The sequence below is a fragment of the Pseudomonas sp. RtIB026 genome (genome assembly GCF_016861355.2).
Lineage (GTDB): Bacteria > Pseudomonadota > Gammaproteobacteria > Pseudomonadales > Pseudomonadaceae > Aquipseudomonas > Aquipseudomonas peradeniyensis.
Genome location: NZ_AP023348.2, coordinates 5,038,530 through 5,062,613 on the forward strand (window position 1 = coordinate 5,038,530; position 24,084 = coordinate 5,062,613).

The 24,084-nt window shown below is 64.8% G+C and carries 12 protein-coding genes; 6 read left to right on the top strand and 6 right to left on the bottom strand.

What is annotated here, in order from left to right; genetic code table 11:
- Positions 1–132: 132 nt before the first annotated feature.
- The 3 genes from PRtIB026_RS22460 to PRtIB026_RS22470 are packed head-to-tail and all read right to left on the bottom strand — an operon-like array spanning position 133 to position 15,600.
- A complete protein-coding gene (locus PRtIB026_RS22460; protein WP_203651459.1) occupies positions 133–525 on the bottom strand; it encodes an SMI1/KNR4 family protein in 393 nt (130 codons plus the stop codon).
- A 19-nt stretch (positions 526–544) separates the two neighbouring features.
- The gene (locus PRtIB026_RS22465) at positions 545–13,891 is read right to left on the bottom strand and encodes a hemagglutinin repeat-containing protein (RefSeq protein WP_203651457.1); all 13,347 of its coding nucleotides are present in this window, start codon (positions 13,889–13,891) and stop codon (positions 545–547) included.
- A gap of 32 nt (positions 13,892–13,923) precedes the next feature.
- Positions 13,924–15,600 (bottom strand): ShlB/FhaC/HecB family hemolysin secretion/activation protein, encoded by a 1,677-nt coding sequence (locus PRtIB026_RS22470; RefSeq protein ID WP_244670968.1) that lies wholly within the window; start codon positions 15,598–15,600, stop codon positions 13,924–13,926.
- A gap of 218 nt (positions 15,601–15,818) precedes the next feature.
- On the opposite strand from PRtIB026_RS22470, the gene PRtIB026_RS22475 reads away from it, so the two are divergent.
- Positions 15,819–16,088: a hypothetical protein gene (locus PRtIB026_RS22475; RefSeq protein WP_203651453.1), complete on the top strand. Its 270-nt coding sequence runs from the start codon at positions 15,819–15,821 to the stop codon at positions 16,086–16,088.
- A gap of 11 nt (positions 16,089–16,099) precedes the next feature.
- Here the strand turns inward: PRtIB026_RS22475 and PRtIB026_RS22480 are convergent, their stop codons facing one another.
- From PRtIB026_RS22480 to PRtIB026_RS22490, 3 genes are all read right to left on the bottom strand, one after another.
- Positions 16,100–16,336, bottom strand: coding sequence for a BrnA antitoxin family protein (locus PRtIB026_RS22480; RefSeq protein ID WP_203651451.1), 237 nt, complete (start codon positions 16,334–16,336; stop codon positions 16,100–16,102).
- A complete protein-coding gene (locus PRtIB026_RS22485) occupies positions 16,311–16,592 on the bottom strand; it encodes a BrnT family toxin (protein ID WP_203651449.1) in 282 nt (93 codons plus the stop codon). The genes PRtIB026_RS22480 and PRtIB026_RS22485 overlap by 26 nt, the downstream gene beginning before the upstream one ends.
- A gap of 185 nt (positions 16,593–16,777) precedes the next feature.
- A complete protein-coding gene (locus tag PRtIB026_RS22490) occupies positions 16,778–18,142 on the bottom strand; it encodes a DEAD/DEAH box helicase (RefSeq protein ID WP_203651447.1) in 1,365 nt (454 codons plus the stop codon).
- 104 nt (positions 18,143–18,246) lie between these two features.
- On the opposite strand from PRtIB026_RS22490, the gene PRtIB026_RS22495 reads away from it, so the two are divergent.
- From PRtIB026_RS22495 to aepX, 5 genes are all read left to right on the top strand, one after another.
- Positions 18,247–19,539, top strand: coding sequence for a mechanosensitive ion channel family protein (locus PRtIB026_RS22495; protein WP_203651446.1), 1,293 nt, complete (start codon positions 18,247–18,249; stop codon positions 19,537–19,539).
- A gap of 292 nt (positions 19,540–19,831) precedes the next feature.
- The gene (locus PRtIB026_RS22500) at positions 19,832–21,052 is read left to right on the top strand and encodes an MFS transporter (RefSeq protein ID WP_203651445.1); all 1,221 of its coding nucleotides are present in this window, start codon (positions 19,832–19,834) and stop codon (positions 21,050–21,052) included.
- 43 nt (positions 21,053–21,095) lie between these two features.
- Positions 21,096–22,298, top strand: coding sequence for a pyridoxal phosphate-dependent aminotransferase (locus PRtIB026_RS22505; RefSeq protein WP_203651443.1), 1,203 nt, complete (start codon positions 21,096–21,098; stop codon positions 22,296–22,298).
- 33 nt (positions 22,299–22,331) lie between these two features.
- Positions 22,332–23,159 carry a hypothetical protein gene (locus tag PRtIB026_RS22510; RefSeq protein WP_203651442.1) on the top strand — a complete coding sequence of 276 codons (828 nt, stop codon included), beginning with the start codon at positions 22,332–22,334 and terminating at the stop codon, positions 23,157–23,159.
- 28 nt (positions 23,160–23,187) lie between these two features.
- Positions 23,188–24,078 (top strand): phosphoenolpyruvate mutase, encoded by an 891-nt coding sequence (aepX, locus tag PRtIB026_RS22515; protein ID WP_203651441.1) that lies wholly within the window; start codon positions 23,188–23,190, stop codon positions 24,076–24,078.
- Positions 24,079–24,084: the final 6 nt, after the last annotated feature.

Here is a 24,084-nt window from a genome sequence, read left to right on the forward strand (position 1 = left end):
CTCATCTGGGCATGCGCACCGCAAGAAGCCACACAGAGAAGAGAAGAACTGGCCGCAGCGGCCAGCAAGGACCCGCGAATCGAAACCGGGAGACACCGCCTGGTGATTCCCGGCCCTTGCAGTTCACACGGACTACAAGTCACCCAACAGTTCGCGTATGAACTCGGAGAAACTGTCCGCCACCTGATGAGCCTCACGGCTCACCGGGTCGATATCGACAACCACCCAGCCATTGTTCGTGTCGAACCCTGAGCAGTAACCCTGCAGGTCATCGCCGAACAACAGTATGCCTTCCAGGGCGTTGTCCCCGTCCTCATCGTAGACCTGGTCAGGCGTGAGCAGGCCTTCGTACAACATATAGGCCGCCTCACCCACTTCCCCCCATCCAAGCTCCCTGATGAACGCCAGGTAATCGGCCGGCACCTGCGAATGGGGGCCAGCCAGCGCCGAGAGCATCTGCGCTTCGGCTGTCGTCAGTTTGGAAAGGGGGCCGGACACCTTGTCCGGCTGCAGATCGTCATACATTCCCATTCACCCTGCCCTCTTATCGTGATGTGAAGATTTCCCTGCTCACGCTGTCTTTCCCATGGATGCCGCCTTGATGCTGGTCGGGGAAGCGTGCCGGGTGCATGTTCCACCATTCGTTAGGTCCGCCGAACCCACTTTCGATGATGTGGTGCGCATCGTAGGGCTGTCCGGCCTTGCGCACCACCTTTGTTCCATCCTTGCTCATCACGTTCTCGGTGTAGCGGGGCCATGTCTGGCCCGTCTTGGTTTCCCACTGGCCGATCAGCTCGTCCTTGACCTTGTTGAACTCGCGTCGGTGTTTCTGGGTTTCCTTGGGCGTGAGCTTGGTGTAGTTCTTTTCGCGCAAGGCATTTGCCAGGTTGTCGCGTTGCTCGGCGGTGACCTTGAGGCCCGTGTGCGCCTCCAGCTCATTGAGATAACGCCGTGCCTGGCTGGAAAGCTGGGTGAACGCCGATGTCGGCCCCTTGGGCGGCACATCGCCGGCAGGCGGCTCGTGCGGCTTGCGGGTGTCCGGCACATCCAGATGAGATCCCGGCCCATTGCTCCCTTCATGGTGGGTGCCGCCCTTGCGTCCTGGTATGGCGCCCATGATCACGCTGGTGATCAACTTGCCACCGCCAATCAGGAAGTCGCCACCTTCCTTCTTGTCGAGGTCGTCCTCTCCTTCCATGCGTTCGGCAATGTACTTGCCAACCTTCGCCACGGCCTCTTCGACCTTGGCATTGAAGTCCTTGCCCAGCTCCGTCTGGTCGATCACCTGGCTGACAGCCAACTGGATGACAGCCTTGGGGCCTTGCAGCATGGCAAGTGCCACGGTGACCGCCTCGGCCCCATCCGGATGCGCGTCCAGGTACTCGTTGATGGTCGAGACATAGGTCAGCGTCCATTGGACGCTGTCGCGCTCCGCCGTGACATGTGTCGTGTCTAGCTGCAGAGCCCCCAGATTTCGCTCAAGCTCGCGGGTGAAATCCTGCGACTGCTCGAACACATGCTCAAGGTTGTTGAGCTGCTGCAATACCTGGGTCTGGAAGTCTTCCTTGCCCATCAAGGCCATGGCATCGCGTGGCGACATCCCTGCCAGGATCAGCGACTCGAGGGTGTTTTCCGCCAGCGCCCGGCCCGCGACCGCAACAGCGCCGCTGTCCATTGGCCGCCCGGTCATGCGCTGGTAACGATTGACCAGGGCGTTGAGGGCATTGCCGGCCTGTTCGAAGTTCTTCAGCGCCGTCTTGTCGTAGTCGAGCAGCCCATCGCTCCATTTCTGCAGCGTCTCCTTGGGATTCAGCACATCGTGCAGCGAGCTGTCGGTCACATAGAGATCGGTGCGCGACTCCTTGTCCCGCGTGATTTCGTAGGCTTTGTCGAGGTCACGGTTCAGCCCGACTGTGGAGTCCTGGCCGGTCTCGGCGTCCTTGCGCACAGTGATATCACCTGCACCCACGGTGGCGCGGACGGTCTGCTCGCGGTCCTTTTCATACTCCCAGCCACTGACGCTCCAGCTGGTCTGGTTCTTCGAACCCTTCTCGCCGTTGCCCGCGTCTGCGGTGACCTTGCCGTTGGAAGGGTCCTGCTCGGCACTGGCCGACCCCTTCTTCCAGCTGCCACCCACGTTCAGGTAGTAACCGTGCTCCTTGTCCTTGCCGGCAATGTCGCTGAAGCCCAGGGTGCCGGTATCGAGCTTGAGATTGCCGTTGTCGGCGGCGATCAGCGCACCGTCGAGCTGGGTGTGGTTCTCGGTGCGGATATCGACCTTGTCACGCCCGGTGATGCGCGTCTGGTCCTCGACCCACTCGGTCTTGCCGGTGGTCTTGCCATAGCCGACCGAGCCACTGACACCGGCGCCCGGGCCCACGGTGACGGTGGCATTGATGTCGAACTCCTTGCCCTTGACCTTGCCGGTGTCGATGGCCGAGGCCACGTTGAGGTCGCCACCGACACGGCCGATCACTTCGTCGCCGCGTACCTGGGCGCCCTTGATGTTGGTGTCCTTGCCACTGGTGAACTTCAGCTGGTCACCGGCATACACATAGGCTTGCTGATGACGCTGGGTTTCACGCTCCAGGTCGCCCTTGCCCATGTTGACGCTGGCGTAGACGCCCACACCTTCCGAGCCGAAGGTCAGGCCGACCTCGCCACCGCCGCTATGACGGTTCTGCTCTTGCTGGCTGTCGTTCTTGGCAGCGACGATGTTCAGCTCATTGCCGGCATTCAACTCCACATCGCGGCCGGCCTTGACCTGGCTGCCCACGATGTTCAGGTCATTGCTGGCGTCGAGCTTGATGTTGCCGCCGGCCTCCAGCTGCGAAGGCGTGGAGGTGCCCTGCTGGCCATCGGCACTGGCAGTGCCATGGCTGCCGCCGATGCCGACCTTGAAGCCGCCACTGGTACCACCATGCACGCCACCCCAGCTCTGCGACTGGTTGCTTTCCTGGCTGCTGCTGCCCTTGGCGACATCGATGTTGATATCCCGGCCTTTGATATCGATGTCTCGCCCGGCCTGGACCTTGCTGCCCTTGATATTGACGTCGTTGCCGGCCTGCATCTTCACATCGTTGCCGGCCTCCAGCGTCGAAGACCGATTGCTCTGCTCCACGCTTTGCTGGCTGCTGGTCTGCTTGCTGGTACCGATCTTGCCGTCTCCGGTGGGGCCGGAGAAGAACTGGCCGATGGCGTCCACGGTCTGCAAGGTGCTGGAACCCTTGCTGACGCCATCCTCGCCCTTGCCGGTATTGCTTATCGCATCCTTGGTACTGCCGGCGTTGTGTTTGATCGAGCCACTGACCCCCTGGCTCTCATATTCGCGCTCCTGCTCCTGAATCCGCGTGTCGCGGCCGGCATCGATGTTGATGTCTCGTCCGGCGCCAAGGCTGATATCGTGCCCTGCCAGCAAGTCCGAACCGGTCTGGTTGATATCACGCCCGGCATTGATATCCAGGTCCTTGCCAGCCTGGATGCGACTGCCGGCAGCCAACTGCTCGCGCAGGCGGTCCTTGGCTTTCTCTTTTTCAACGCCGGCGAAGAAATTGGTACCGTTGTCGTCGGTGTCCGAATGCAGCCCGACGCTGCTCGACTTGGACCACTGCGTATCGTCACGTTGGTTCTGCGCCGCAGTGATATTCACGTCACGCCCGGCGTTCAGGCTGACATTGCGTCCGGCATTGATCCCGCTACCGAGCACGTTGATATCGCGTTCCGCCTCCAGGGTAGCGTCGCGCACGGCGACCACCTGGCTGCCGACACTGGTGCTGCTGCGCGCTTCATGCCCGGAGGTCTTTGCCGACGCAATCGAGACCGAGGGGATCGAGACGTTTTGCACGCCCGGCAGCATCAGCGCTGTCGGCGACAGCATGTCCTTGGCCGAAAGCGACAGCTTGAGCTTCTGTTTGTACTCCTCGCTGCGGCTATAGGCGGTGTCGTTGGCCGATACCAGGTTGACATCGCCCTCGTCATCCACCAACCCGGCGCGCAGTTCCACATCGTTGCCGGCATTGGCCTTGCTCGCGCGCAGGCGCACGTCGCTCCCCGCCGCCAGGACAATGTCGTTGCCGGCATCGAGCTCGCTGCCCACCTGGGTGGCGCTGGTCTTGAGCTGGCTCTTGCCGCTCTTCGACAGGCCGAGGAAGCCGGACTTGGTCTTCTTGCTGAACTCGCCATGCTCTTCGACGCCGGACAGCACCGCCACATCGCCCGTCGCGCCAATCATGAGGTCGCCGCCGGCCTTGAGCTGGCTGCCGATCACCGTGACATCGCGGCCGCCATCCAGGGAGATGCCGCCATAGTCCTGCTTGCTGACGTTGACGGTGAGATCACCACCGGCCTCGATCACCGAGGCGACGTTGGTGCTGTGGTAGCTCTCCTTCTGGTTCGAACTCTTGCGACCGAACGAACCCTTGCTCTTCTTGAGGTAGTAGGACGCACTTTCGTCCTGGGCGGAAGCGATGGTCAGGTCGCGCTCGACGTCGATGTCGACATCGCCCTTGCCCTTGACCTGGCTGGCGACGATGGCCATGTCCTGGCCGGCAGACAGCGACACGTCACCACCGGCCTTGACCGTGGTCGAGACCTGGGTGACCTGGTCCTTGGACTGGGTGACCTTCTTGCTGCGGCTGAAGCTGTGGGCTTCGTTGGCGGCGGAGGTCAGGTTCAGGTCTTCGCCCGCGGCCAGGGACAGGTTGCGGCCCGCATCGATCTGGCTGGCCACCGCGGTGAGATCACGGCCCGCGCCAATGCTCAGGTCGCGACCGGCGGTAACCGTCGCGCCATGCTGCTGCACGGTGTTGTTGCGCTGGCGGTTGCTGTAGAAGCCTTCGCGCTCCTCGACCGACAGCAGGCTGACATCGCGCCCGGCGTTGAGGGACAGGTCGCCGCCACTCTGGATCACACTGGCGACGTTGTTGATGTCCTGGCCCGCCTTGAGGCTGAGGCTGTTCCCGGCTTCGATACGGGCGGCGTTATCCAGGTAGTCCTTGTGCTGGCTGGTGCCGCCGAAGTTGGTGACGGCGCGCACCTGGTCGCGCTGGTTGAGGATGTCCCCATTGACCGCGGTCAGGCTCACGTCGCGCCCGGTGATGATGGCGCCGGCGCTGTTGCTCAGGTTGTTGCCGGCCAGCAGTTCCAGGCGCTCTCCGGCCTGGACCAGGCCGGTGTTGACCAGGTTGTTGCCAGCGGTGGCAGACAGGTTGCGGCTGGCCTGCAAGGTCCCGACGTTGGTCAGGTTCTCGCCGGCGATCAGTTCCACGTCCTGGCCGGCGATCAACGCGCCGTTGGGGGCAAGGCGATTGTTGGCCTGGGCCAGGTAAAGCACCGGCACCAGGACTTCCTCGCCGTTGACCTGGTGTTTTTCCATCCACACGATGTCATGGGTCAGCGCCGCCACCTGGGAAGCCGTCAGGCCCACGCCCAGGCTGAGCTGCAGTTGGTCCTTGCTGCGCAGGGCATTGTCCATCAGGTACTTGAACAACTGCTCGCCGGAGGTCTGGCCATCGATGAACTGCTGGCCAGTACGGGCCACCACCGCCTGCTGGATCAGACGTTGCTCGTAGAGGCCATCGCCCAGGCGCTTCCAGCTCTGGTCCGGATCGTAGCCCAGGTTGCCGAGCAGGTAGTCGGAGCTCATGAACTGCTTGAGGTCGGTCAGGACCGGGTTGGTCTCGATCAGGTACTTGTGTGGCTTGCTGGTGTATTGGCTGTCCGGCATACGGGTGACACCCGCAATGTCGGGACGTGAGTTGCTCCACGGGTTGCCGTTGGTACCGGGATGGCGCGGCACAGGGGTGGCGTCAACCGGCGCACCGCCCGGTGCGTAGACACCGATGGCACTTGCGTTGCCGCCCACGGCACCGCCCTGGTGGGCGATGCGGTCGATGTCCTGATGGCTCTGGCTCCCCGCACTGGCGTCCATGGCCTGCAGCGCGCCGGGCTGACCGCCTGGTGCCAGCGCCTGGCGGCCCTGGTTCGAAACCTCGGCAGTTCCCAGTGTCCAACCCTGCGGCGAGGCACCCGCGGTACTGCCCCCCTGGCCACTCAGGCGGAACAGTCCGTTCTGGCCGGTGGGCAAGGTGAAGCCGCCCAAAGCCAGGGGGTTGACCTGTTGTTGCGCCAGGTCAGGGGGAAGCTGGGCGTGAATACGGATAACCGTGTTACCGGCAGCGCCCGGCAGCTTGGGGTCAAACGCCTTGCCTGCCGGACCACTGACCGTCAGCCCTTCCTGGATGACGCTGTTGATCACGTCCCGGGTGGCATTGATGCTTACCCGGCCACCCGCCTGTACCACGGCATTCGCGGCACCGACCTGGGTGCCGTGCTCGATGGTGCGCTGGTCGTAGAACGTGACGCCTTGAATCTGCGCGGGCAGAGGCGCTCTCACATTCGGGTTGTATGCCGGCGCAATGTTCAGCGCACTGAGCGAGAAGCCGTCGAACCAGCTCTTCCAACCGATGACCGCGATGGTGTTGAAGTTCGCGGTACCGCCAAGTCGGGTGTAGGGCGTGATGCGTGACTCGTTCCAGTTGGCATCCCACATGCGCAATGTGCCAACGAGGTGTCTGTCGCCGTTACTGTTGGCCCTTGTGTATTGCGGGTCATTGGCTGCGTTGTAGCGCATCACCGCAGCAAAATACGGCATGGCGTACTTGACCTTGTCCACGCCTGACAGGGTGAACGACTTCAATACCGAATAGGTGCCCAGTGCCTCGCCCTTGTTGAGGAAGTTCTGCACATTGACCGTGATATCACGCTGTGCGGTGATCACCGAAGCCGAGTTCTCCAGCCGCCCCCCGAGCACGAACAGGTCGCGGCCAGCACGGATGGCGCCGGCGGGCGAGTCGATCTCGACCTTCTTCTCGTAGTACTCCTCAAGCACCATATGACCGCCGCCCGGACCGGTCTGACGCATGCCGATCGAGCTCCAGGTCGGGGCCCCCGTGGTCTTGAAGATTTCCTTGCGGTTCTCGATCGTCTGCGCATTCAGGCGCATGTCCCCGGCACTTTCCAGGCTGCCGGAGATGTTCTCCACCTTGCTCGCCAGCCCACCTGCGGCATTGCCCGCCACCGTCAGCCCAGCCAGGCTGTAGACGTCGCCATAGAAGTTGGTCAGGGTCCCGGTGTACAGCTGCATGTCCCCGCCACTGAACAACAGGCTGCGATCGTTGCGCAGGCTGCCGGTGGTCACGCGCACCAGCTGGTTGCCTCCCAGGGTCCCCAGGTTGTTCAGGCTGCCGGCATTGACCAGCAGATCACCTGCCGCACTCAGCCGCCCCTGGTTGGTCAGCAGGCCCGCCACGTTGACCGTGGTGTTGCCCACGCCGGTGATGCTGGCGTTGCCACCCAGGCTCATCTGCGCCGCGCTCACGCCCAGCGTACCCAGGCTGTTCACCCGCCCATTGGCGCTGCTGTAAGTGCCCCCCAGGTTCAGGCTGAGATCACCGTCACTGGCAATCAGGCCATCGTTGCTCCAGTTGCCGCCGTTGCCCACCAGGCTGTCGAATGCCAGCAACTGGCCGCCGGCGGTCTGGGTGAGGTTGTTGACGTTGACCGTCAGGCGCCCGGCCTGGATCACGCTGGCGTTGGTCCAGCTGTCGGCGGTCAGGGTCAGACCGCCACGGGTGATCAGATTGCCGCCAGCGCGGGTCAGGTTGAGCGTGTCGATGTCGAACACGCCCTTGCCCGCATGCAGCACCTTGCCGCCGACGTTCTGCAACACGCCGACGCCGAGCGTCAGGTCGGTATTACCGACTTCCACCAGCCCGGTGCGGTTGTCGAACAGGCCGCCAATGGCGAACTGGCTCTTGCCTGTGCTGCCCACGGCACGCAACTGGCCACCCTGGTTATCCAGGCTGGCGGCAGTGATGGCGAAAGTACTCGCGCTTTCGACGATGCCGCCACGGTTGTCCAGCGCGCCGCTCAGCCCGATGTCGATACGCTGGCCGACCATTTCGCCGCGCGCGTCGCCACCGTTGAGCAGGCTGGCGCCGTTGACCTTGAGCAGGCCGCTGGCGGAGATGCCGCCGTCGCGGTTATCCAGCTGCCCGGTGCGGATCAGTGCATCACCACCCAACGCCGCGATGCGCCCGCCGTGGTTGTCCAGACTGGCGCTCTGCACATCGAGGCCCAGGGCCTGGAGAACGCCGCGCTGGCCATTGGCGTCGCTGCCGTTGCGCAGTACACCGGTGGTGCGCACACCCAGCGACTGCTTGAGGCTGGCAAGGATGCCGCCGCGGTTGTCGAGGGTGTCGGCGGTCACGCTCAGTACGCCTTCCTGGGCGATCAGCTTGCCGCCCTGGTTGTCGAGCACGCCGTTGGCCTGCACGCTGATCGCGCCCTTGGCCTGCACGGTGCCCTTGGCATTGTTCAGGCTTGCCGCCTGCAGGCCTACCTCACCCTGCTGGCTGTAGATCAGGCCATCGCTCGTGTTGCTGAGCGCCCCGCTGCTGTTGAGCACGAGCGCGCCATTGGCGGCCAGGGTGCCGCGCTGGCTGTTGTCGATACTGCCGGCCAGCACCTTGAGCAGGCCCTGGCTGGCGATCTGGCCAGCCTGATTGTCGACCAGGCCGGCGCGCTGGATCAGCAGGTCCTTGCCGGCGAACAGCGTGCCCTTGCGGTTGAGCAGGTCGGCGAGCAGATCGAGGGTCAGGGCGCCCTGGGCCGCGAGGTTGCCGTCGTTGTTGTTCAGGCTCGCGGCGGTCAGGCCCAGGTCCTGGCGGGTGGCCACGCGACCGCCGTGGTTGTCGAGGGCGCCAGCGCTGATGACCAGCTTTTCACCGGCATCAATCAGGCCGCCCTCGTGGTTGTCCAGTGCCGCCGTGATGGTCAGTTGCTGGCCGCTGCCGCTGGACAGGATGCCCTTGGCGCTGTTGTCCAGGCTGTCGGCCTTGACGTCCAGGCGCTGCTGGGCGACCAGCGCGCCGCCGTCACTGTTGCGCAGGGCGCCGGCCACGGTCGCCTGCACGGCACCGGAGCGACTCGACAGCGTGCCTTGCTGGCGGTTGTCCAGGCTCTGGCCGGTAACGGTCAGCCCCTGCCAGCCCGAGACCAGGCCGTTGCGGTTGTCGATCGCGCCGCTGGTGATGGCCAGGGTCTGTTCGCTGATCAGCTTGCCGTCACGGTTGTCCAGTTCGCTGAGGTCCAGGCGCAGGGCCTGGGCGGTGGAGATCTCGCCGCCCTGGTTGGTGAGCTTGGCCAGGTTGGCGAGGGTCAGTGAGCCTGCGGTGGTGATCAGGCCGGCACCGTTGTCCAGGTCGGCGCCGAGCACGTCCAGTGCAAGGCTGCTGCCGAGCAGTTTGCCGCCGTGGTTGTCCACGCCTTTGCTGGTGAGTGTGAGTGCGTCCTTGGCTTCGATGCGGCCACCGTCGCGGTTGCTCAGCACGCCGGCATGAACCTCCAGCGACTGGCCACCGATCAGGCCCTTGAGGTTGTCCAGGCGCTGGCTGACCCGCAGCAGCAGGCCCTGGTCACTGAGCAAGCGGCCGTTGCCGTTGTCCAGTTGCTCGGCGGCGACGGTGAACGCTTGCGCGCTGGAAATCTCGCCACCCTGGTTGGCCACGGTCTTGAGGTTGTTCAGCAGCAGCGACGGGGCGTTGATCAGGCCGCCACGGTTGTCCAGGTGGCCATGGCCCAGGTCGAGGTTCACCGAAGTGTCGCTGAACAGCTTGCCGCCCTGCTGGTCGAGGCCAGTAACCGTCGCGCTGAGTGCTTCGCGGCTGCCCACGCGGCCGCCGTCGCGGTTGTCCAGCTGGCCGGCGTGCAGGTCGAGGGTGCGGTTGCTGCTGACACTGCCCTGGCGGCTGTTGTCCAGGTGGCCGGTGGTAATGGCCAGCGCGCCCTTGCTGGCAATAACGCCCTTGTCGGTGTTTTCCAGGCTGGCGCTGGCCAGGGTGATGTCACCGTCGCTCAGCAACTCGCCACCCTTGTTGAGCAGCGCGCCTGCCGTGGTCAGCTTCAAGCTGCCGGCGCTATCCAGTTTGCCAGTGCTGTTGTCCAAGCTTTGCGCAGCCATCACCAGCTGGCCCTCGGCGCTGATCAGGCCGAGGCGGTTGAGCGCCGCGCCGGTCAAGGTCAGGGTCATGTCCCGCTGGCTGGTCAGGCGGCCACCGTCGTTGTCCAGGGTCAGACCGGTCAGGGTCAGGCCGGTCTGGGCCTCGATACGTGCCTTGTTGCGATTGAGCAGTGCCTGCAGTGCGAGGGTCATGCCCGTGCCGGCCACCAGCAGGCCGCCGTCGCTGTTGTCCAGCGAGGTGCCGGTGACCGCGACAGCGGCCTTGCCGGTGATCTCGCCGCCACGGTTGTCGATCCGATCGACGTCCAGGGTCAGGGCGCCGTTGCTGCCGAGCAGCCCTGACTCACGGTTGTCCAGCTCGCCACCCTTGATCCGCAACTGCTCCAGGCTGACCAGCGAACCCGCAGTGTTGAGCAGTGTGGCGGCCTCGATCTCGCCGCGGCCCTTGCCGGAGATCTTGCCCTTGCTGTTGTCCAGGGTCTTGGCGTCGAGCTTCAGCGAGGTGTCGCCTACCAATGTGCCCTGGCGATTGTCCAGGCGATCATCAATAGCCACGACCAGGCTGGAGCGGCTGCTGACTTCACCTTCGCGGTTGTCCAGGCTGGCGGCACGCAGGTCCAGGCCCTTGGCCGAGACCAGCCCCTTGGTATTGTCCAGTGCCTGGGCGATACGCACCGTCAACGCCTGGTCGCTGATCAGCTTGCCCTGGCGGTTGTCCAGCGTCGTGGTGACGAGGGTGAAACCTTGCGGGCTGGAAATCTCGCCCTTCTGGTTGTCGACGCTGCCGAGGTTATTCAGCACCAGTAGCGGAGCCTTGATCAGGCCATGGTTGACCAACGCGCCCTGGCCCAGGTCTAGGGTGATCGAGGCCTTGCTCAGCAGACGCCCGGCCTGCTGGTCGAAGCCCGTGGCGGTCAGCTGCATGGCGCCATCGCTGTCGATGCGGCTATCGCTGCCGGCATTGTTGACCTGGCCGGCCTTGATGGTCAGGCGGTCGTTGCCGACCACGTGCCCGCTGTCGCGGTTGTCCAGCGTGCCGGTGGCGATATCCATGGCCCCCTGGGCGCCGATCTCGCCGGCACGGTTGTCCAGGCTGGCGCTGCGCAGGTCGAGGGTGCCGTCGGCGGTGATCGAACCGCGCTGGTTGTCTACCTTGCCAGTGGTGGCCAGGATGAGCTTGCCGGCGCTGCTCAGCTCGGCGTCGCTGTTGTCGAGGCTGGCGGCGCCGATATCGAGGTCACCCTCGCTGGTCAGCAGCCCCTTGCCGTTGTCGAGCGCCTGACCCAAGCGCAGGCGTGCGCCCTGCTCGCCGGAAACACGCCCGTCGCGGTTGTCCAGGGTCTGGCCGTCGAGGGTCAGTTGGCCTTTGCCACGCAGCAGGCCCTGGGCCTGGTTGATGACTTCGACCACCGTCAGCGACAGGTCGGTTTCGGCCAGGACCTGGCCGCCGGTGTTGTCCAGGCGCTGGCCGGTCAGGCTCAACGCCTTGGCCGCGGACAGTTCACCACCACGGTTGTCGACGCTGTCCACGGTCAGGCGCATGCCCTGCCCGGCGCCCAGCACGGCGCCCTGGCGGTTGACCAGCGAATCACCCTTGAGGGTCAGCTTGCCGTCGGCGGACAGCTTGCCGCCGAGCTGTTCCAGGCGCGTGACCTGGCCATCGAGATCACCACCGCTGGTCAGGCTGCCACCGCTGTTGTCCAGGTGCGCAGCGACCAGATCCAGATTGCCCTTAGCGCCGAAGATGCCGAGCTGGTTGAGCAGTTCGGTGCCATCGAAGCGCACCCCGGCCTGGCCGCTGACCAGGCCCTGGTCACGGTTGTCGAGCTGGTCGAGGGTCAGCGTCATCGCGCCATCGCCCTCGATCTTGCCGCCGCGGTTGTCCCAGCGCTGGCCTTGCAGGGTCAGCAAGTCCTTGCCAACCAGTCGGCCGCCGCGGTTGTCCAGCTGGCCGGCCTCGATGTGCGTCGCGCCAGTACCACTGAGCAAGCCTTTGTCCTGGTTGTCGAGCACGCCGCTGACCTTGGCGGTCAGTGTGCCATCGCTGAGCAGCTTGCCCTGCTCGCGGTTGTCGAGGCTGGCGGCGCTCACCGTCAGCGCCGTACCCGAGGCCAGCACGCCTTTGCGGTTATCCAGAGCCTGGCCGACGGTCAGCGTCAGCGCCTGATCGGCACTGAGCCTGCCGCCACGGTTGTCGAGGCTGGCGGCGCGCAGCTGGCTAGCACCGGCGCTGGAGATCTCACCGTGCTGGTTGTCGATATCGGCGCCACTGACCAGCTCCAGGCCGGCACTGCTGGACACCACGCCACGCAGGTTGTTCAGCGTCAGGGCATGGATCTCCATGCCAGCACCAGAAACCACGCCATCGACATTGAGCAGCGCCTGGTCGAGATGCACGGTCAGCGCATCGAAGCTGGACAACTCACCGGCCTGGTTGTCGAGGTGCGCCCAGGTGGCGTTCAGTGCCCCTTGGCTGATGATCTGGCCACGGTCGCTGTTGAGCAGTTGCCCGCCGGTGAGGGTCATGCGCCCGTCCGCGACAACCTTGCCCTGCTGGCGGTTGTCCAGCGTTGCGGCGTTGATGTCGACATGGCGCCCGGCGCTGAGGCTGCCGCCCTGGTTATCCAGGCGGCCACCCGTGGTCAGCGTCAGGTCACCGCTGGCGATCAGGCGCTGGTTGCGGTTGTCCACGGCTCCGGCGTTGATCTTCAGGTCGGCATCGGCCGCGCGGCTGCCATCGGCCTGGATGCCGGCCTGGATGCCCCCAAGGTTGCTCAGTTGACCTGCCGCGTCCAGTTGCACCGAACCTGCCGCGGTCAGCCCCTGACGGTTGACCAGGTCACCACGGCTTTCCACCTGCAGTTGCTTGCCGGCATGCACCGGCCCCTGGGTTTCGATACCGGTCGCCCGGATGCGCACATCGCCCCCGGCGCTGGCCTGGGCCATGCTCAGCTGGCCATTGGCATCGAGCTGGATATCGCCACCGCTGGCGATCATCCGCCCGTCGAGGCGCACACCGACACCGGCCTCGGTGCCGACCAGCCTGACCGCGCCGGCATACATGCCGCCCAGCGCGCTGGAGTCGATCGCCAGGCTCGGCTTGGCGCTGCCGTCGTCAGCACGCGCGGTGGCCGCCAAGGTGCGGGCATCGACATCGTTGCGCCCGGCGACGATGGCCAGGTTGCGGGCCTGGATCTCGGCATTGATCTTGGTGCTGCGGGCAATCAGCTCGAAGCTGTCGACGTTGCTGGCATTGATCCCCGCGCCTTCGATGGCGATGTGGCCCTGGTCGACCTGGTAACGGGTCAGCTGGCCGTTCTCGATCACCGGCTTGCCGGTGCTGAGCGTGGCCTGTGGCGTATTGATGAAACCGCAGCCATCGCAGGTGATGCCGTGGGGGTTGGCGACGATGACATGCGCCGCATGCCCGGCCACCTCGGTATAGCCACGCAACTGACTGGCGTTGGCGCCATTGACCTCGTTGAGGATGACATTGGCCGCCTGGCCGTGGAGGTTGGGGTTGCCAAGGATGATCCCGCCCAGCTGGGTGGCCTGGGTGCGCTCGGTGGCGTTGTTGAGGATCAGCCCCTGCTGGCCGACGTTGTAGTCGCTGAACTGGTTGTGCGACAGCCCGCTGCCATTGGGCGCGGCGATGTTGACGATCGGCACGCCATTGCCCGCCTGGTCCAGCCGGGTGCCCGGCCCGCTGACCACCACGCCTTCGGCGGCCTGCGCCCAGAATGGCTGCCAGAACATGGCGTTGGCCAGCAGGAACGCCAGGCCCCGCTTGGGCAACCCGCAGAAACGCTCACGAGGCTGAATGGCGGCCGAGCGTTGGCGGGCCAGGAAGGCGAACAGGCGGACGTCCATGTCAGGTCTCGTAAGTCAGGGGATCAGGTGGATCAGAGGAAGAAATCCAGGCGGAAATACACCGGGCGTTCCTTGTCGGTCAGCACGTCGGGGCGTTCCAGGCTGTGGGCGAAGGTCACGCTGGCGGCCATGTGCTGGCCGCGGGCGAACAGCTCCAGCGAGTGGCTGCTGGCACGGCCGTGGTACTCGCCGTTGTAGCGATCGTTGCGGATCACCCCGAGGTCGTAGCCCAGGCCCAGGCCGTACTCGGCCACCAGCGGTTGCAGCAGCGGCCAGTTCACCGGGCGGGTCCAGCGCAGGTCGTTGCGCCAGTAGCCGCCGCTGTCGCCGGACAGTGACTGGTCCTTGAGGCCGCGCACCGACGACAGCCCGCCCAGGCTGATGCGCTGCGGGCTGAACAGTACGTCCTCGCTGCGCTGGCCGGTGGCCAGGCTGCTGAAGCTCAGGCGCTCGCCGAAGAGCTGGAAACCCTGCACGTAGCTGAGCGTGGCGCTGTACTTGCGGTAGCGCGCCACCGGCTGGCCCGGGCGTGGATGGCCGTTGTCCTGGGCGTCGAAGGCGCCGATGCCCTCCTGGGTGCCCAGGTCGAGGTTGACGAAGGCATTGCCCAGGCGCCGGCCATGGTTGATGCCGAACTGCGCCTCGCTCAGGCGGTTGCTGCTGCCGGCCAGGCGGCTGTCCTCGATGTAGTTGTTGGTGCGCAGGTGGGCCATGCCGGCATTGAGCGAGGTCTTGCTGGTGGCGTCGCGGTGCACCACGCGCTCGGCGCGCAGCTGGTGGTTCTGGCTGTCGCCGGTCTGCTTGAAGGCAAAACCGTTGGCCTGGGCCAGGGAGCGGTATTCGCTCTCGCTGTAGCTGTAGGTGAAGTTCCACCAGCCCCACGGCAGGTTGTAGAACAGCACGCCGTTCTTCGAGCCCTGGGTATGGTCGCTGACCACGTCATGACCGCCGCGCAGCATCAGCTGGTCGGCCAGGCCCAGCGGGCTGTCCCATTCCAGGCCAAGGTTGAGCATCTGCTCGCCGGTGCTGCGCTGGCCTTCGTTGTTGCGCGACAGCGAGGCACGCCAGGGTTTCTGCTGGGTGTTGCGCACCAGCACTTCGCTGCCGCCGACGGCCTTGCCCGGGGTCAGCTCCATCTGCGCCTTGTTCGACGGCAGGCGGTTGAGCTGGTCGACCATCTGCTCGATCTCGCGCAGGTTCAGGCGCTGGTCGATATCGCCGGGGAAGGCCATGGCCAGTTCGCGGTCGCTCAAGCCGCTGTTCGGGTCCGGGCGCAGCCCTTCCAGGCGCCCTTCCACCACCAGTACCTGCAGGTGGCCCGAGGACAGGTCCTGCTGCGGCAGGTAGGCGCGGCTGGTGACCAGGCCGCGGCCCAGGTAATGGTCGGTGATGGCCTTGAGCAGGGCATTGAGCTGGGTGACGCCCAGGCACTGGTCGATGAAGGGCTTGAGCAGGCGGTCGCGGTCGGCGGCGGACAGGCTGTCGGCGCCCTTGAGTTCGATGGTGTGGATGGTGAAGCAGCGGCTGTCGGTCGCCGGTTGCGACTCACCGGGTTCAGCGGCCTTGCCGGGCAGGTTGCGCAGCTCTTCGAGGCGGCGCTGCTGCTCTTCGAGCAGACGGTCCTGGCGGTCGCGGATCAGGTCCTGGTCGCCGGGTGAGGCAGCACGGGCCGTACCCATGGTCGTGCAGGCCAGCAAGGCGGCAAGCATGCAAGCTCGCCCCCGGTTAAAACGCATAGACATCATCCAGTCCCTGGACCACGGAAAAGAGCGCGGGATATTATTTGGCCATCATCATGGCGTCAAATTAATATCGTCAAAAAACCGTGAAATCGTCAAAGGACCCTTCCAGCAATCACCTGGACTGAACTTCCAGGCAGCCAGACGCCTCCACCGGACTGAATCCACTGGTAACAAGGAGTCGAGGGATGAAACCGTTGCCATGCCTTATCTGCGCGGCCACCCTGCTCTGCGCACAGCCCATCTGGGCCTGCACACCGGAAGAGGCCACGCAGAAAAGAGAAGAACTGGCAGGGCTGGTCAGCCAGTTGACCGAACAGAACCCGCGCAAGGCCAAGGAGATAAACGACGAGCTCCAGCACATGCAGCTCGGAACGGCCAGCAAGGACTTGCCGGACAAATGCCAGTTGATCGACAAGCGCATCCAGGAGCTTAAAGAAGCGGAAAGGAAAACCTGACCGCGCCAGTGTCAGCGCCGCTGCTGGGCTTGCATGTACTGGCGAAGCAACTGGTTGATGCGGGTCTGGTAGCCGGCCCCCTGTTCCTTGAACCAGGCCAGCACGTCGGCGTCCAGGCGGATGGTCACCGTTTGCTTGGCCGGCACTCGCAGCTCGGCGCGGCGGAAAAAGTCATCGTCGAGTTCGGGGATGTCCGAGGTATCGAACGGGGCTTGGTCTTGCTCACAGCTTCTGGACGGTTTCGACATAGCGCGTTACCTCACGTCGTGTGGCTCTTCTGGCGGAAATGATGCGGATCACATCACCCTGCCGTTCGGTGTAGGCGACCACGCTGACCCAGGCGTTGATCCAGCCCATGCCTATCCAGCGTGCCTCCGGGTACTCGAATCGCTCATCGCGCAACGCCAGCATCGGCTGGCGGAACATCTCGGGCACGTCATTGAAGTCGATACCGTGCTTGCGGATGTTGAGCAGGTTCTTGTCCTCGTCCCATTCAAATCGCACGGGACAATCGTATTTACAGCTGTACATACACTACTCCTCCTTGACTGCAGATGCCAGAGGAGTGTGGCGGTCGGGCGGCAAAATGCCCGGGCTGGAATACGGTTTGGGAAACGGGCTACGCGCCCTGGGGAAAGAGGTGAAGCAACCCGCCACCGTTGCAGTGGCGGGCTCATGACCGGAGGGGCTTACTCAGCCGCCGGCTTGCGCTTTTTCAGCGGTGCCAGGCCGTCGGAGCTGGCCAGAGGCGCATTGGCCTTCGGCTTGGCGGTAGGCTTTTTCTTGGCCGCGCCCTTCTTGTCGGCACCGGCCTTCTTCTCACCCTTTTTCTTCTTGCTGCCGGCAGCCTTGCCCGAGGCCTTGACCTTCTTCGGCCCGCTGTAGGTGCCCTTGACCTCCTTGATGACGCGGCGCTCGAACTGCTGCTTGAGGTAGCGCTCGATGCTCGACATCAGGTTCCAGTCGTTGTGGGTGATCAGCGAGATCGCCAGGCCTTCGCCACCGGCACGGCCGGTGCGACCGATACGGTGCACGTATTCGTCACCGCTGCGTGGCATGTCGAAGTTGATCACCAGGTCCAGGCCGTCGATGTCCAGGCCGCGGGCGGCGACATCGGTGGCCACCAGGACCTTGGAACCGCCATCCTTGAAGCGGTCGATGGCCAGCTTGCGGTCCTTCTGGTCCTTCTCGCCGTGCAGGACGAAAGCCTTGACCTCCTTGGCCACCAGGTGACCATAGATACGGTCGGCCAGGGCACGGGTGTTGGTGAAGATGATTGCCTTCTGGTAGGTCTCGTTGGCCAGCAGCCACTGCACGATCTGCTCTTTGTGCTGGTCGTGGTCGGCGGTGATGATCTGCTGACGGGTGCCCTCGGCCAGTTGCGAGACACTGTTGAGCATCAGGTGCTCAGGGTCCTTGAGCACTTTACCGATGATATCGCGCAGGGCCGCACCGCCCGTGGTGGCCGAGAACAGCAGGGTCTGCTTGCGGTTCTCGCACTCCTTGCACAGGCGCTCCATGTCTTCGGCAAAGCCCATGTCGAGCATGCGGTCGGCTTCGTCGAGGATCAGCACTTCCACGTGCGACAGGTCCAGGTTGCCGGCATTGAGCTGCTCGAGCAGGCGGCCGGGGGTGCCGATCAGCACGTCCGGCACCTTGCGCAGCATGGCGGCCTGCTCCTTGAAGTCTTCACCGCCGGTGACCAGCCCCGACTTGATGTAGGTGAACTGGGAGAACAGTTGCACCTGCTTGAGGGTCTGCTGGGCCAGCTCGCGGGTCGGCAGCAGGATCAGCACACGGATCTCCACGCTTGGACCTTTGCGGTCGACCAGGCGGTTGAGCAGCGGCAGCACGAAGGCGGCAGTCTTGCCGCTGCCGGTCTGCGCCGTCACCCGCAGGTCACGCCCTTGCAGGGCCAGGGGAATGGCCGCTGCCTGCACCGGCGTCGGCTCGACAAATTTCAGCTCGGCCACGGCTTTGAGCAGGCGTTCGTGCAGGGCGAATTGGGAAAACACGGGGGTAACCTCGGGCAAGTGCGAAAAATTCAGTTGCATAGGGTAACGTTTTCCGTGGCCAGAACCGAATTTCTTTTGGCAACTTTGCGCCGATCCACGCTCTAATACCCCTTCATACCGCAACACAGACCGCTTCCACGCCCATGGACATCCAACGCTTCTGGCGCGACGCCCTCGACCTCTGGGGCACGCTCGACCAACACCCATTGCTGCACGCCGCCCTCGGCCTGATCGTGCTGCTGGTGGTCTCGCTGCTGGTCGGCCGCCTCGCACGCTTCCTGATCCTGCACTCCACCCGCCTGCTCGGCCGCCAACAGGCACTCAGGTGGCTGGACGACCTGCGCCACAACAAGGTGTTCCACCGCCTGGCACAGACCACCCCGTCGCTGGTGGTGCAGTTCGGCCTGAAGCTGGTGCCGGAGCTGTCGGCCACCACCCAGCACTTCCTCGGCAACGTCGCCCTGGCGGTGACCCTGCTGTTCATGACCCGCGCCCTGTCCTGCCTGCTCGACGCGCTGCTGGACATCTACGCCCGCAGCGAGCACGCCCGCACCCGCTCGATCAAGGGCTACATGCAGCTGGCCAAGATGATGCTGTGGATCTTCGCCGCCATCGTCATCGTCGCCACCCTTATCGACCGCTCGCCGCTGTTGCTGCTGTCGGGTCTGGGCGCCATGTCGGCGGTGCTGTTGTTGGTGTACAAGGACACCCTGCTGTCGTTCGTCGCCAGCGTGCAGCTGACCAGCAACGACATGCTGCACGTCGGCGACTGGATCGAGATGCCCCAGGCCGGCGCCGACGGCGATGTGGTGGACATCACCCTGCACACGGTCAAGGTGCAGAACTTCGACAAGACCATCGTCTCGATCCCCACCTGGCGCCTGATGAGCGAGTCATTCCGCAACTACCGCGGCATGCAGCAGTCCGGCGGGCGTCGGATCAAACGCAGCCTGTTCATCGACGCCGCCGGCGTGCGCTTCCTCAGCCCGGACGAAGAACAGCGCCTGGGCCAGGTACGCCTGCTGGGCGACTACCTGGCGCAGAAGCGCCAGGAACTGCATCACTGGAACGAGGCCCTGGGCCCGGTGGCGGAGCTTTCGGCCAACCGCCGCCAGCTGACCAACATCGGCACCTTCCGCGCCTTCGCCCTGGCCTACCTGAAGAACCACCCCAACGTGCACCCGAACATGACCTGCATGGTCCGCCAGATGCAGACCACCGCCGAGGGCGTGCCGCTGGAGATCTACTGCTTCACCACCACCACGGTGTGGGCCGAGTACGAGCGCATCCAGGGCGATATCTTCGACTACCTGCTGGCGGTGCTGCCGGAGTTCGGGCTGAGCCTGTACCAGCAGCCGAGTGGCAACGACATGCGTGCGGGGCTGGCGGCCAGGCCACCTTTGGTGACCTCGATGCGGGAATTCGACGAAGCCTGATTTAGGGATGCGTGGGAGCGGGCTTGCCCCGCGAAAAGGCTGGCACTGCCATCGCGGGGCAAGCCCGCTCCCACGGATCGCTGACGAACGGAAAGTTTTTTCAGCTGTGCACAATGGCCTTGTGTTCTCACAAAGCACAAAGAAACAATTAGTTACAAGTATTTCAGAATTATTAAACGCCAGCCTTCGAGAAATACGAATACCCGCCTCTCCCCGCTTCTCCTAACCTGCAGCGAACAGGTCGCCCCAATGACAGGCGGCACGGTATCGGCCAAAGGACTGCGAGCAAGCGATGCGTCAGGACATCTCCCTGGAAAAACCACTCGACGAACCGGACCGCAGCGATCCGGCCAACCGCCGCAAGGCACTGGCCGCCGGCAGCCTGGCCCATGGCGTGCACGATGGCCTGACCGACGTTATCTATGTGCTGCTGCCTATCTGGCAGGCCGCCTTCGGCCTGAGCTATGCCCAGGTCGGCCTGCTGCGCGGCGCCTACGCCGGGATGATGGCCGGCTTCCAGTTGCTGGCCAGCCGCGGCGCACGCAAATGGGGGCGCGAAACCCTGCTTGTCAGGGGCACCGCCCTCGCCGGCTTCGCCTACCTGCTGGCGGCCCAGGCCACGGATATCAATCTGCTGCTGCTGGCGCTGATGATCGGTGGTCTCGGCGCCAGCACCCAGCACCCGCTGGCTTCGGCGCTGGTATCCGACGCCTACGAAGGTAGCGGGCGGGTCAAGCAGGCGCTGGCCCAGTACAACTTCGCCGGGGATATCGGCAAGGCGGTCATCCCCGGCCTGACCGGGCTGGTGCTGGTCTACATCTCCTGGCAGACCAACGCCACCCTGCTTGGCGTGCTCGGCATCGCCGCCGCCTTCGCCTTGTGGTGGCTGATGCCAAAGAACCAGGCCCACGAAACCGCCAGCAAGAAGACCAAGGTCGCCGACGCGACCGGCACGCCAGCCGGCCTGATGGCGCTGATCGCCACCGGCAGCATCGACAGCGGCGTGCGCATGGGCTTTTTGACCTTCCTGCCGTTCCTGCTGCAGAGCAAGGGCGCCAACACCGAGCACATCGGCCTGGCCCTGGCCCTGCTGTTCATCGGCGGCGCCTTCGGCAAGCTGTTCTGCGGCTACCTCGGCGCACGCCTGGGGCCGGTGCGCACGGTGATCTGCACGGAAGTGCTGACCGCGCTGCTGATCCTGCTGGCATTGGTATTGCCCTATGGCGCCCTGATGCTGGTGATGCCGCTGATCGGCGTGGCGCTGAACGGCACCTCGTCGGTACTTGGCGGCCTGGTTCCGGATTTCGCCCCACGGGACCGGCGCGACCGGGTATTCGCCTGGTTCTATACCGGGACCGTGGGTGGTGGCGCCCTCGCCCCGGTGCTGATCGGCGCGATATCCGACCAGGCCGGTGTCGTCGAAGGCCTGGTAGTGCTGGCCTGCGTGCTGCTGCTGACCTTGCCGCTGTGCCTGGTGATCTACAACGGCATGAAGGGACTACCGCGCCGCTGATCCGCAACATCGCTCCAGATCAAGAACAACAAGGACGTCAACCATGAGCAACGGACTGTCGCAACGATCCGCGCGTATCAGCGCGCCCGGCACCTCGAGCATGCGCAGCAAGGCCAACGCCCTGCGTGACGCCGGCATCAAGGTCATCAACTTCGCCGCCGGCGAGCTGTCCAGCGACGCCGCTCCGGACATGCGCCACGGCGCCATCGCGGCGGTCCACGAACAGTGGAACCGCTACACCCCGCCCCTGGGCAATCCGCGGCTGCGCCAAGCCCTGGCCAGCAGCGTCAGCCAGCGCCTGGGCGTCGACTACGGCGCCGATGAGATCGCGGTGTCCAGCGGTGCCAAGCAAGCCCTGTTCAACAGCGCCATGGTGCTGCTCGATCCGGGTGATGAAGTGATCATCCCGCGGCCCTACTGGGAAACCTTCCCCACCCAGGTCGAACTGGCCGGTGCACGTCCGGTGTTCGTCGACACCAAGAGCGACCACCACAGCCTGCGCGGCGCGGCGGTCAAGGCCGCGCTGTCGCCGCGCAGCAAGGCGATCATCATCAACACCCCCAACAATCCCACCGGGGTGGTCTATGACCCACGGGAACTGCTCGCCATCGGTGAGCTGGCCCTGGAGCACAAGCTCTGGGTGATCTTCGACGAGTGCTACCGCAGCCTGCTGCGCAACGGCCAGCAACACCACAACCTGGTCACGCTGCTGCCCGAGCTCAAGGCCTCGACCATCATCATCGACTCGTTCTCCAAGAGCCAGGCAGTGACCGGCTGGCGCCTGGGCTATGCCTGTGCGCCGAAGGCGGTGGTCGCGGCCATGCACAACCTGCAGGCCCACACCACCTCCAATCCCAGCAGCCTGGCCCAGTACGCGGCGCTCAACGCCCTGGATGGCGATGGCGCGCGGCGGTTCGGTGCCCAGGTCAATGCCCAGCTCGATCGGCAGCTGGCCATCGCTACGGCGCTGCTCGGCAAGCTCGAGGCGATCCGCTTTTCGCCACCACAGGGCGCGTTCTACCTCTACCTGGATATCACCCGCCTGCTCGGCAAACGCTACCAGGGCGAGGCGATCCGCGACGCCAGTCACCTCTGCGAGCTGTTGCTGACCGAGGCGCGCATCGCCCTGGTGCCCGGCTGCAGCAATGGCGACCCGAGCGCCGTGCGGCTGTCCTACTCGGTAAGCCCGCAGGACCTCGAGGAGGGCCTGGGCCGCTTCACCGACTTCATTGCAACGCTTGCCTGACCCCGGACTTTCCAAAACCCGCGAGAACATGACATGAAGAAAACGGATTTCATGCTGTCATTCGTCGACCAGGCCCTGACCGATGTGCAGGACAAACGGCTGGCCAGCGCCCTGAAAAAAGGCTTCGAGGTGCACGCCGACCTGCTGGAGGACTACCTCGATACCTACCAGCGCATCACCGCCAAACCCTGGTCACGGGAAAGCCTGTGCACCTTCTTCTGTGGCTGGCGCAGCCCGGACGGTGCCGCCCATGCGGTATCAAGCATCATCGTGCGCTTGCTGCAGGAGTCCGAGGCCATCGACGATCCCCAGGCCCGGCTGCTGTTGCAGGACGCCGCCCGTCACTGCGGCGAAATCATCGTCGAGGACATCGGCCTGGGCGAGATGCACGGCCACCCGCACCACTCCAAGCTGTATGCGCGCATGGCCACCGCCATCTGCGGCTCGGAGGACTGGCGCCTGCAGGACCGCTACCTGAACCCGGTGACCAAGGAATTCTCCACCTGGGTGGGCAGCAAGCGGCCGCTCGCCCCGCAACTGGTCGAGGCCATCGAGATGATGGCGATGACCGAGCTGTTCAATACCGGGGAATACAACGTGATGACGCCCCTGTGGAAGGACTGGCTCAAGGAGGCGCAAGGCAAGACCCCAGGTGAGGCGCATCGCATCGCCTCGTTCCTCAGCGTGCATTGCGGCGCGGTCGAGGCGCAGCATTTCTTCCATGCCACCAGCGCCCTCGAACTCTACTGCCGCGCCACGCGCCAGCCACTGGACCACGCGCGCATCGAGGCGCTGTCCTGCGAATACGTGAAAAGAGCCTGCGAGCACCTGGACAAGATGGAGTCGGTGCTCGCCGCCTGACGAACACCTCACAACAGGGATAAGGCATATGAACGTGATCAAGCGTGACGCGCGCATCGACCTGCGCCAGTTGTTCAGTGAAAAAGCCTGCCTGCGGGTACTCGAGGCACACAGCCCGATCTCGGCCATGCTGGCCAAGAGCGTGCGCCTCGGCGCCGGCGACAGCAGCCTGGGCTACGATGCCATCTGGTCCAGCTCGCTGACCGACTCGACCCAGCGCTGCCTGCCGGACATCGAGATCCTCTCGCCCAGCGACCGCCTGGAACGACTGAACGAAATCCTCGCAATCTGTGACCTGCCGCTGATCTACGACGCCGACACCGGCGGCAAGATCGAGCATTTCGCCATCCATGTGCAGTGGCTGGCCCGCGCCGGGGTGTCGGCGATCGTCATCGAGGACAAATGCGGGCTGAAGAAAAACTCGCTGTTGGGCCTGAGCGTGCACCAGGAGCAGGAAACCATGGAGCACTTCTGCGACAAGATCAGGGTCGGCACCCAACATCGCCTGGGGGGCTCGATGATGATCTTCGCCCGCTGCGAGAGCCTGATCCTGGAAAAAGGCCTGGATGACGCCCTCGCACGCTGTCGCGCCTACACCGAGGCCGGCGCCGACGGCATCATGATCCACAGCCGCAAGAGCACGGGCGAGGAGATCCTCGAATTCGCCCGCCGCTTCAAGCAGACCCATCCGCACACACCCCTGGTCTGCGTGCCGACCAGCTACCCGCAACTGACCTTCTCGTGCCTGGCCGATGCCGGTTTCAATGCGGTGATCTACGCCAACCACATGCTACGCGGCGCCTACTCGGCCATGCGCCAGGTCGCCACCAGCATCCTCGAGCACGACCGGGCCTACGAGATCGAGCCGGCCTGCATGCCCATCGATGAAATCCTCAGCCTGGTGCCCGGCACACGATGACCGACC

Coding starts and splice junctions, on each gene's coding strand:
- PRtIB026_RS22460 (WP_203651459.1), bottom strand. CDS start 525: ATGTATGACGATCTGCAGCCGGACAAGGTGTCCGGCCCCCTTTCCAAA.
- PRtIB026_RS22465 (WP_203651457.1), bottom strand. CDS start 13,891: ATGGACGTCCGCCTGTTCGCCTTCCTGGCCCGCCAACGCTCGGCCGCC.
- PRtIB026_RS22470 (WP_244670968.1), bottom strand. CDS start 15,600: ATGCTTGCCGCCTTGCTGGCCTGCACGACCATGGGTACGGCCCGTGCT.
- PRtIB026_RS22475 (WP_203651453.1), top strand. CDS start 15,819: ATGAAACCGTTGCCATGCCTTATCTGCGCGGCCACCCTGCTCTGCGCA.
- PRtIB026_RS22480 (WP_203651451.1), bottom strand. CDS start 16,336: ATGTCGAAACCGTCCAGAAGCTGTGAGCAAGACCAAGCCCCGTTCGAT.
- PRtIB026_RS22490 (WP_203651447.1), bottom strand. CDS start 18,142: ATGCAACTGAATTTTTCGCACTTGCCCGAGGTTACCCCCGTGTTTTCC.
- PRtIB026_RS22495 (WP_203651446.1), top strand. CDS start 18,247: ATGGACATCCAACGCTTCTGGCGCGACGCCCTCGACCTCTGGGGCACG.
- PRtIB026_RS22500 (WP_203651445.1), top strand. CDS start 19,832: ATGCGTCAGGACATCTCCCTGGAAAAACCACTCGACGAACCGGACCGC.
- PRtIB026_RS22505 (WP_203651443.1), top strand. CDS start 21,096: ATGAGCAACGGACTGTCGCAACGATCCGCGCGTATCAGCGCGCCCGGC.
- PRtIB026_RS22510 (WP_203651442.1), top strand. CDS start 22,332: ATGAAGAAAACGGATTTCATGCTGTCATTCGTCGACCAGGCCCTGACC.
- aepX (WP_203651441.1), top strand. CDS start 23,188: ATGAACGTGATCAAGCGTGACGCGCGCATCGACCTGCGCCAGTTGTTC.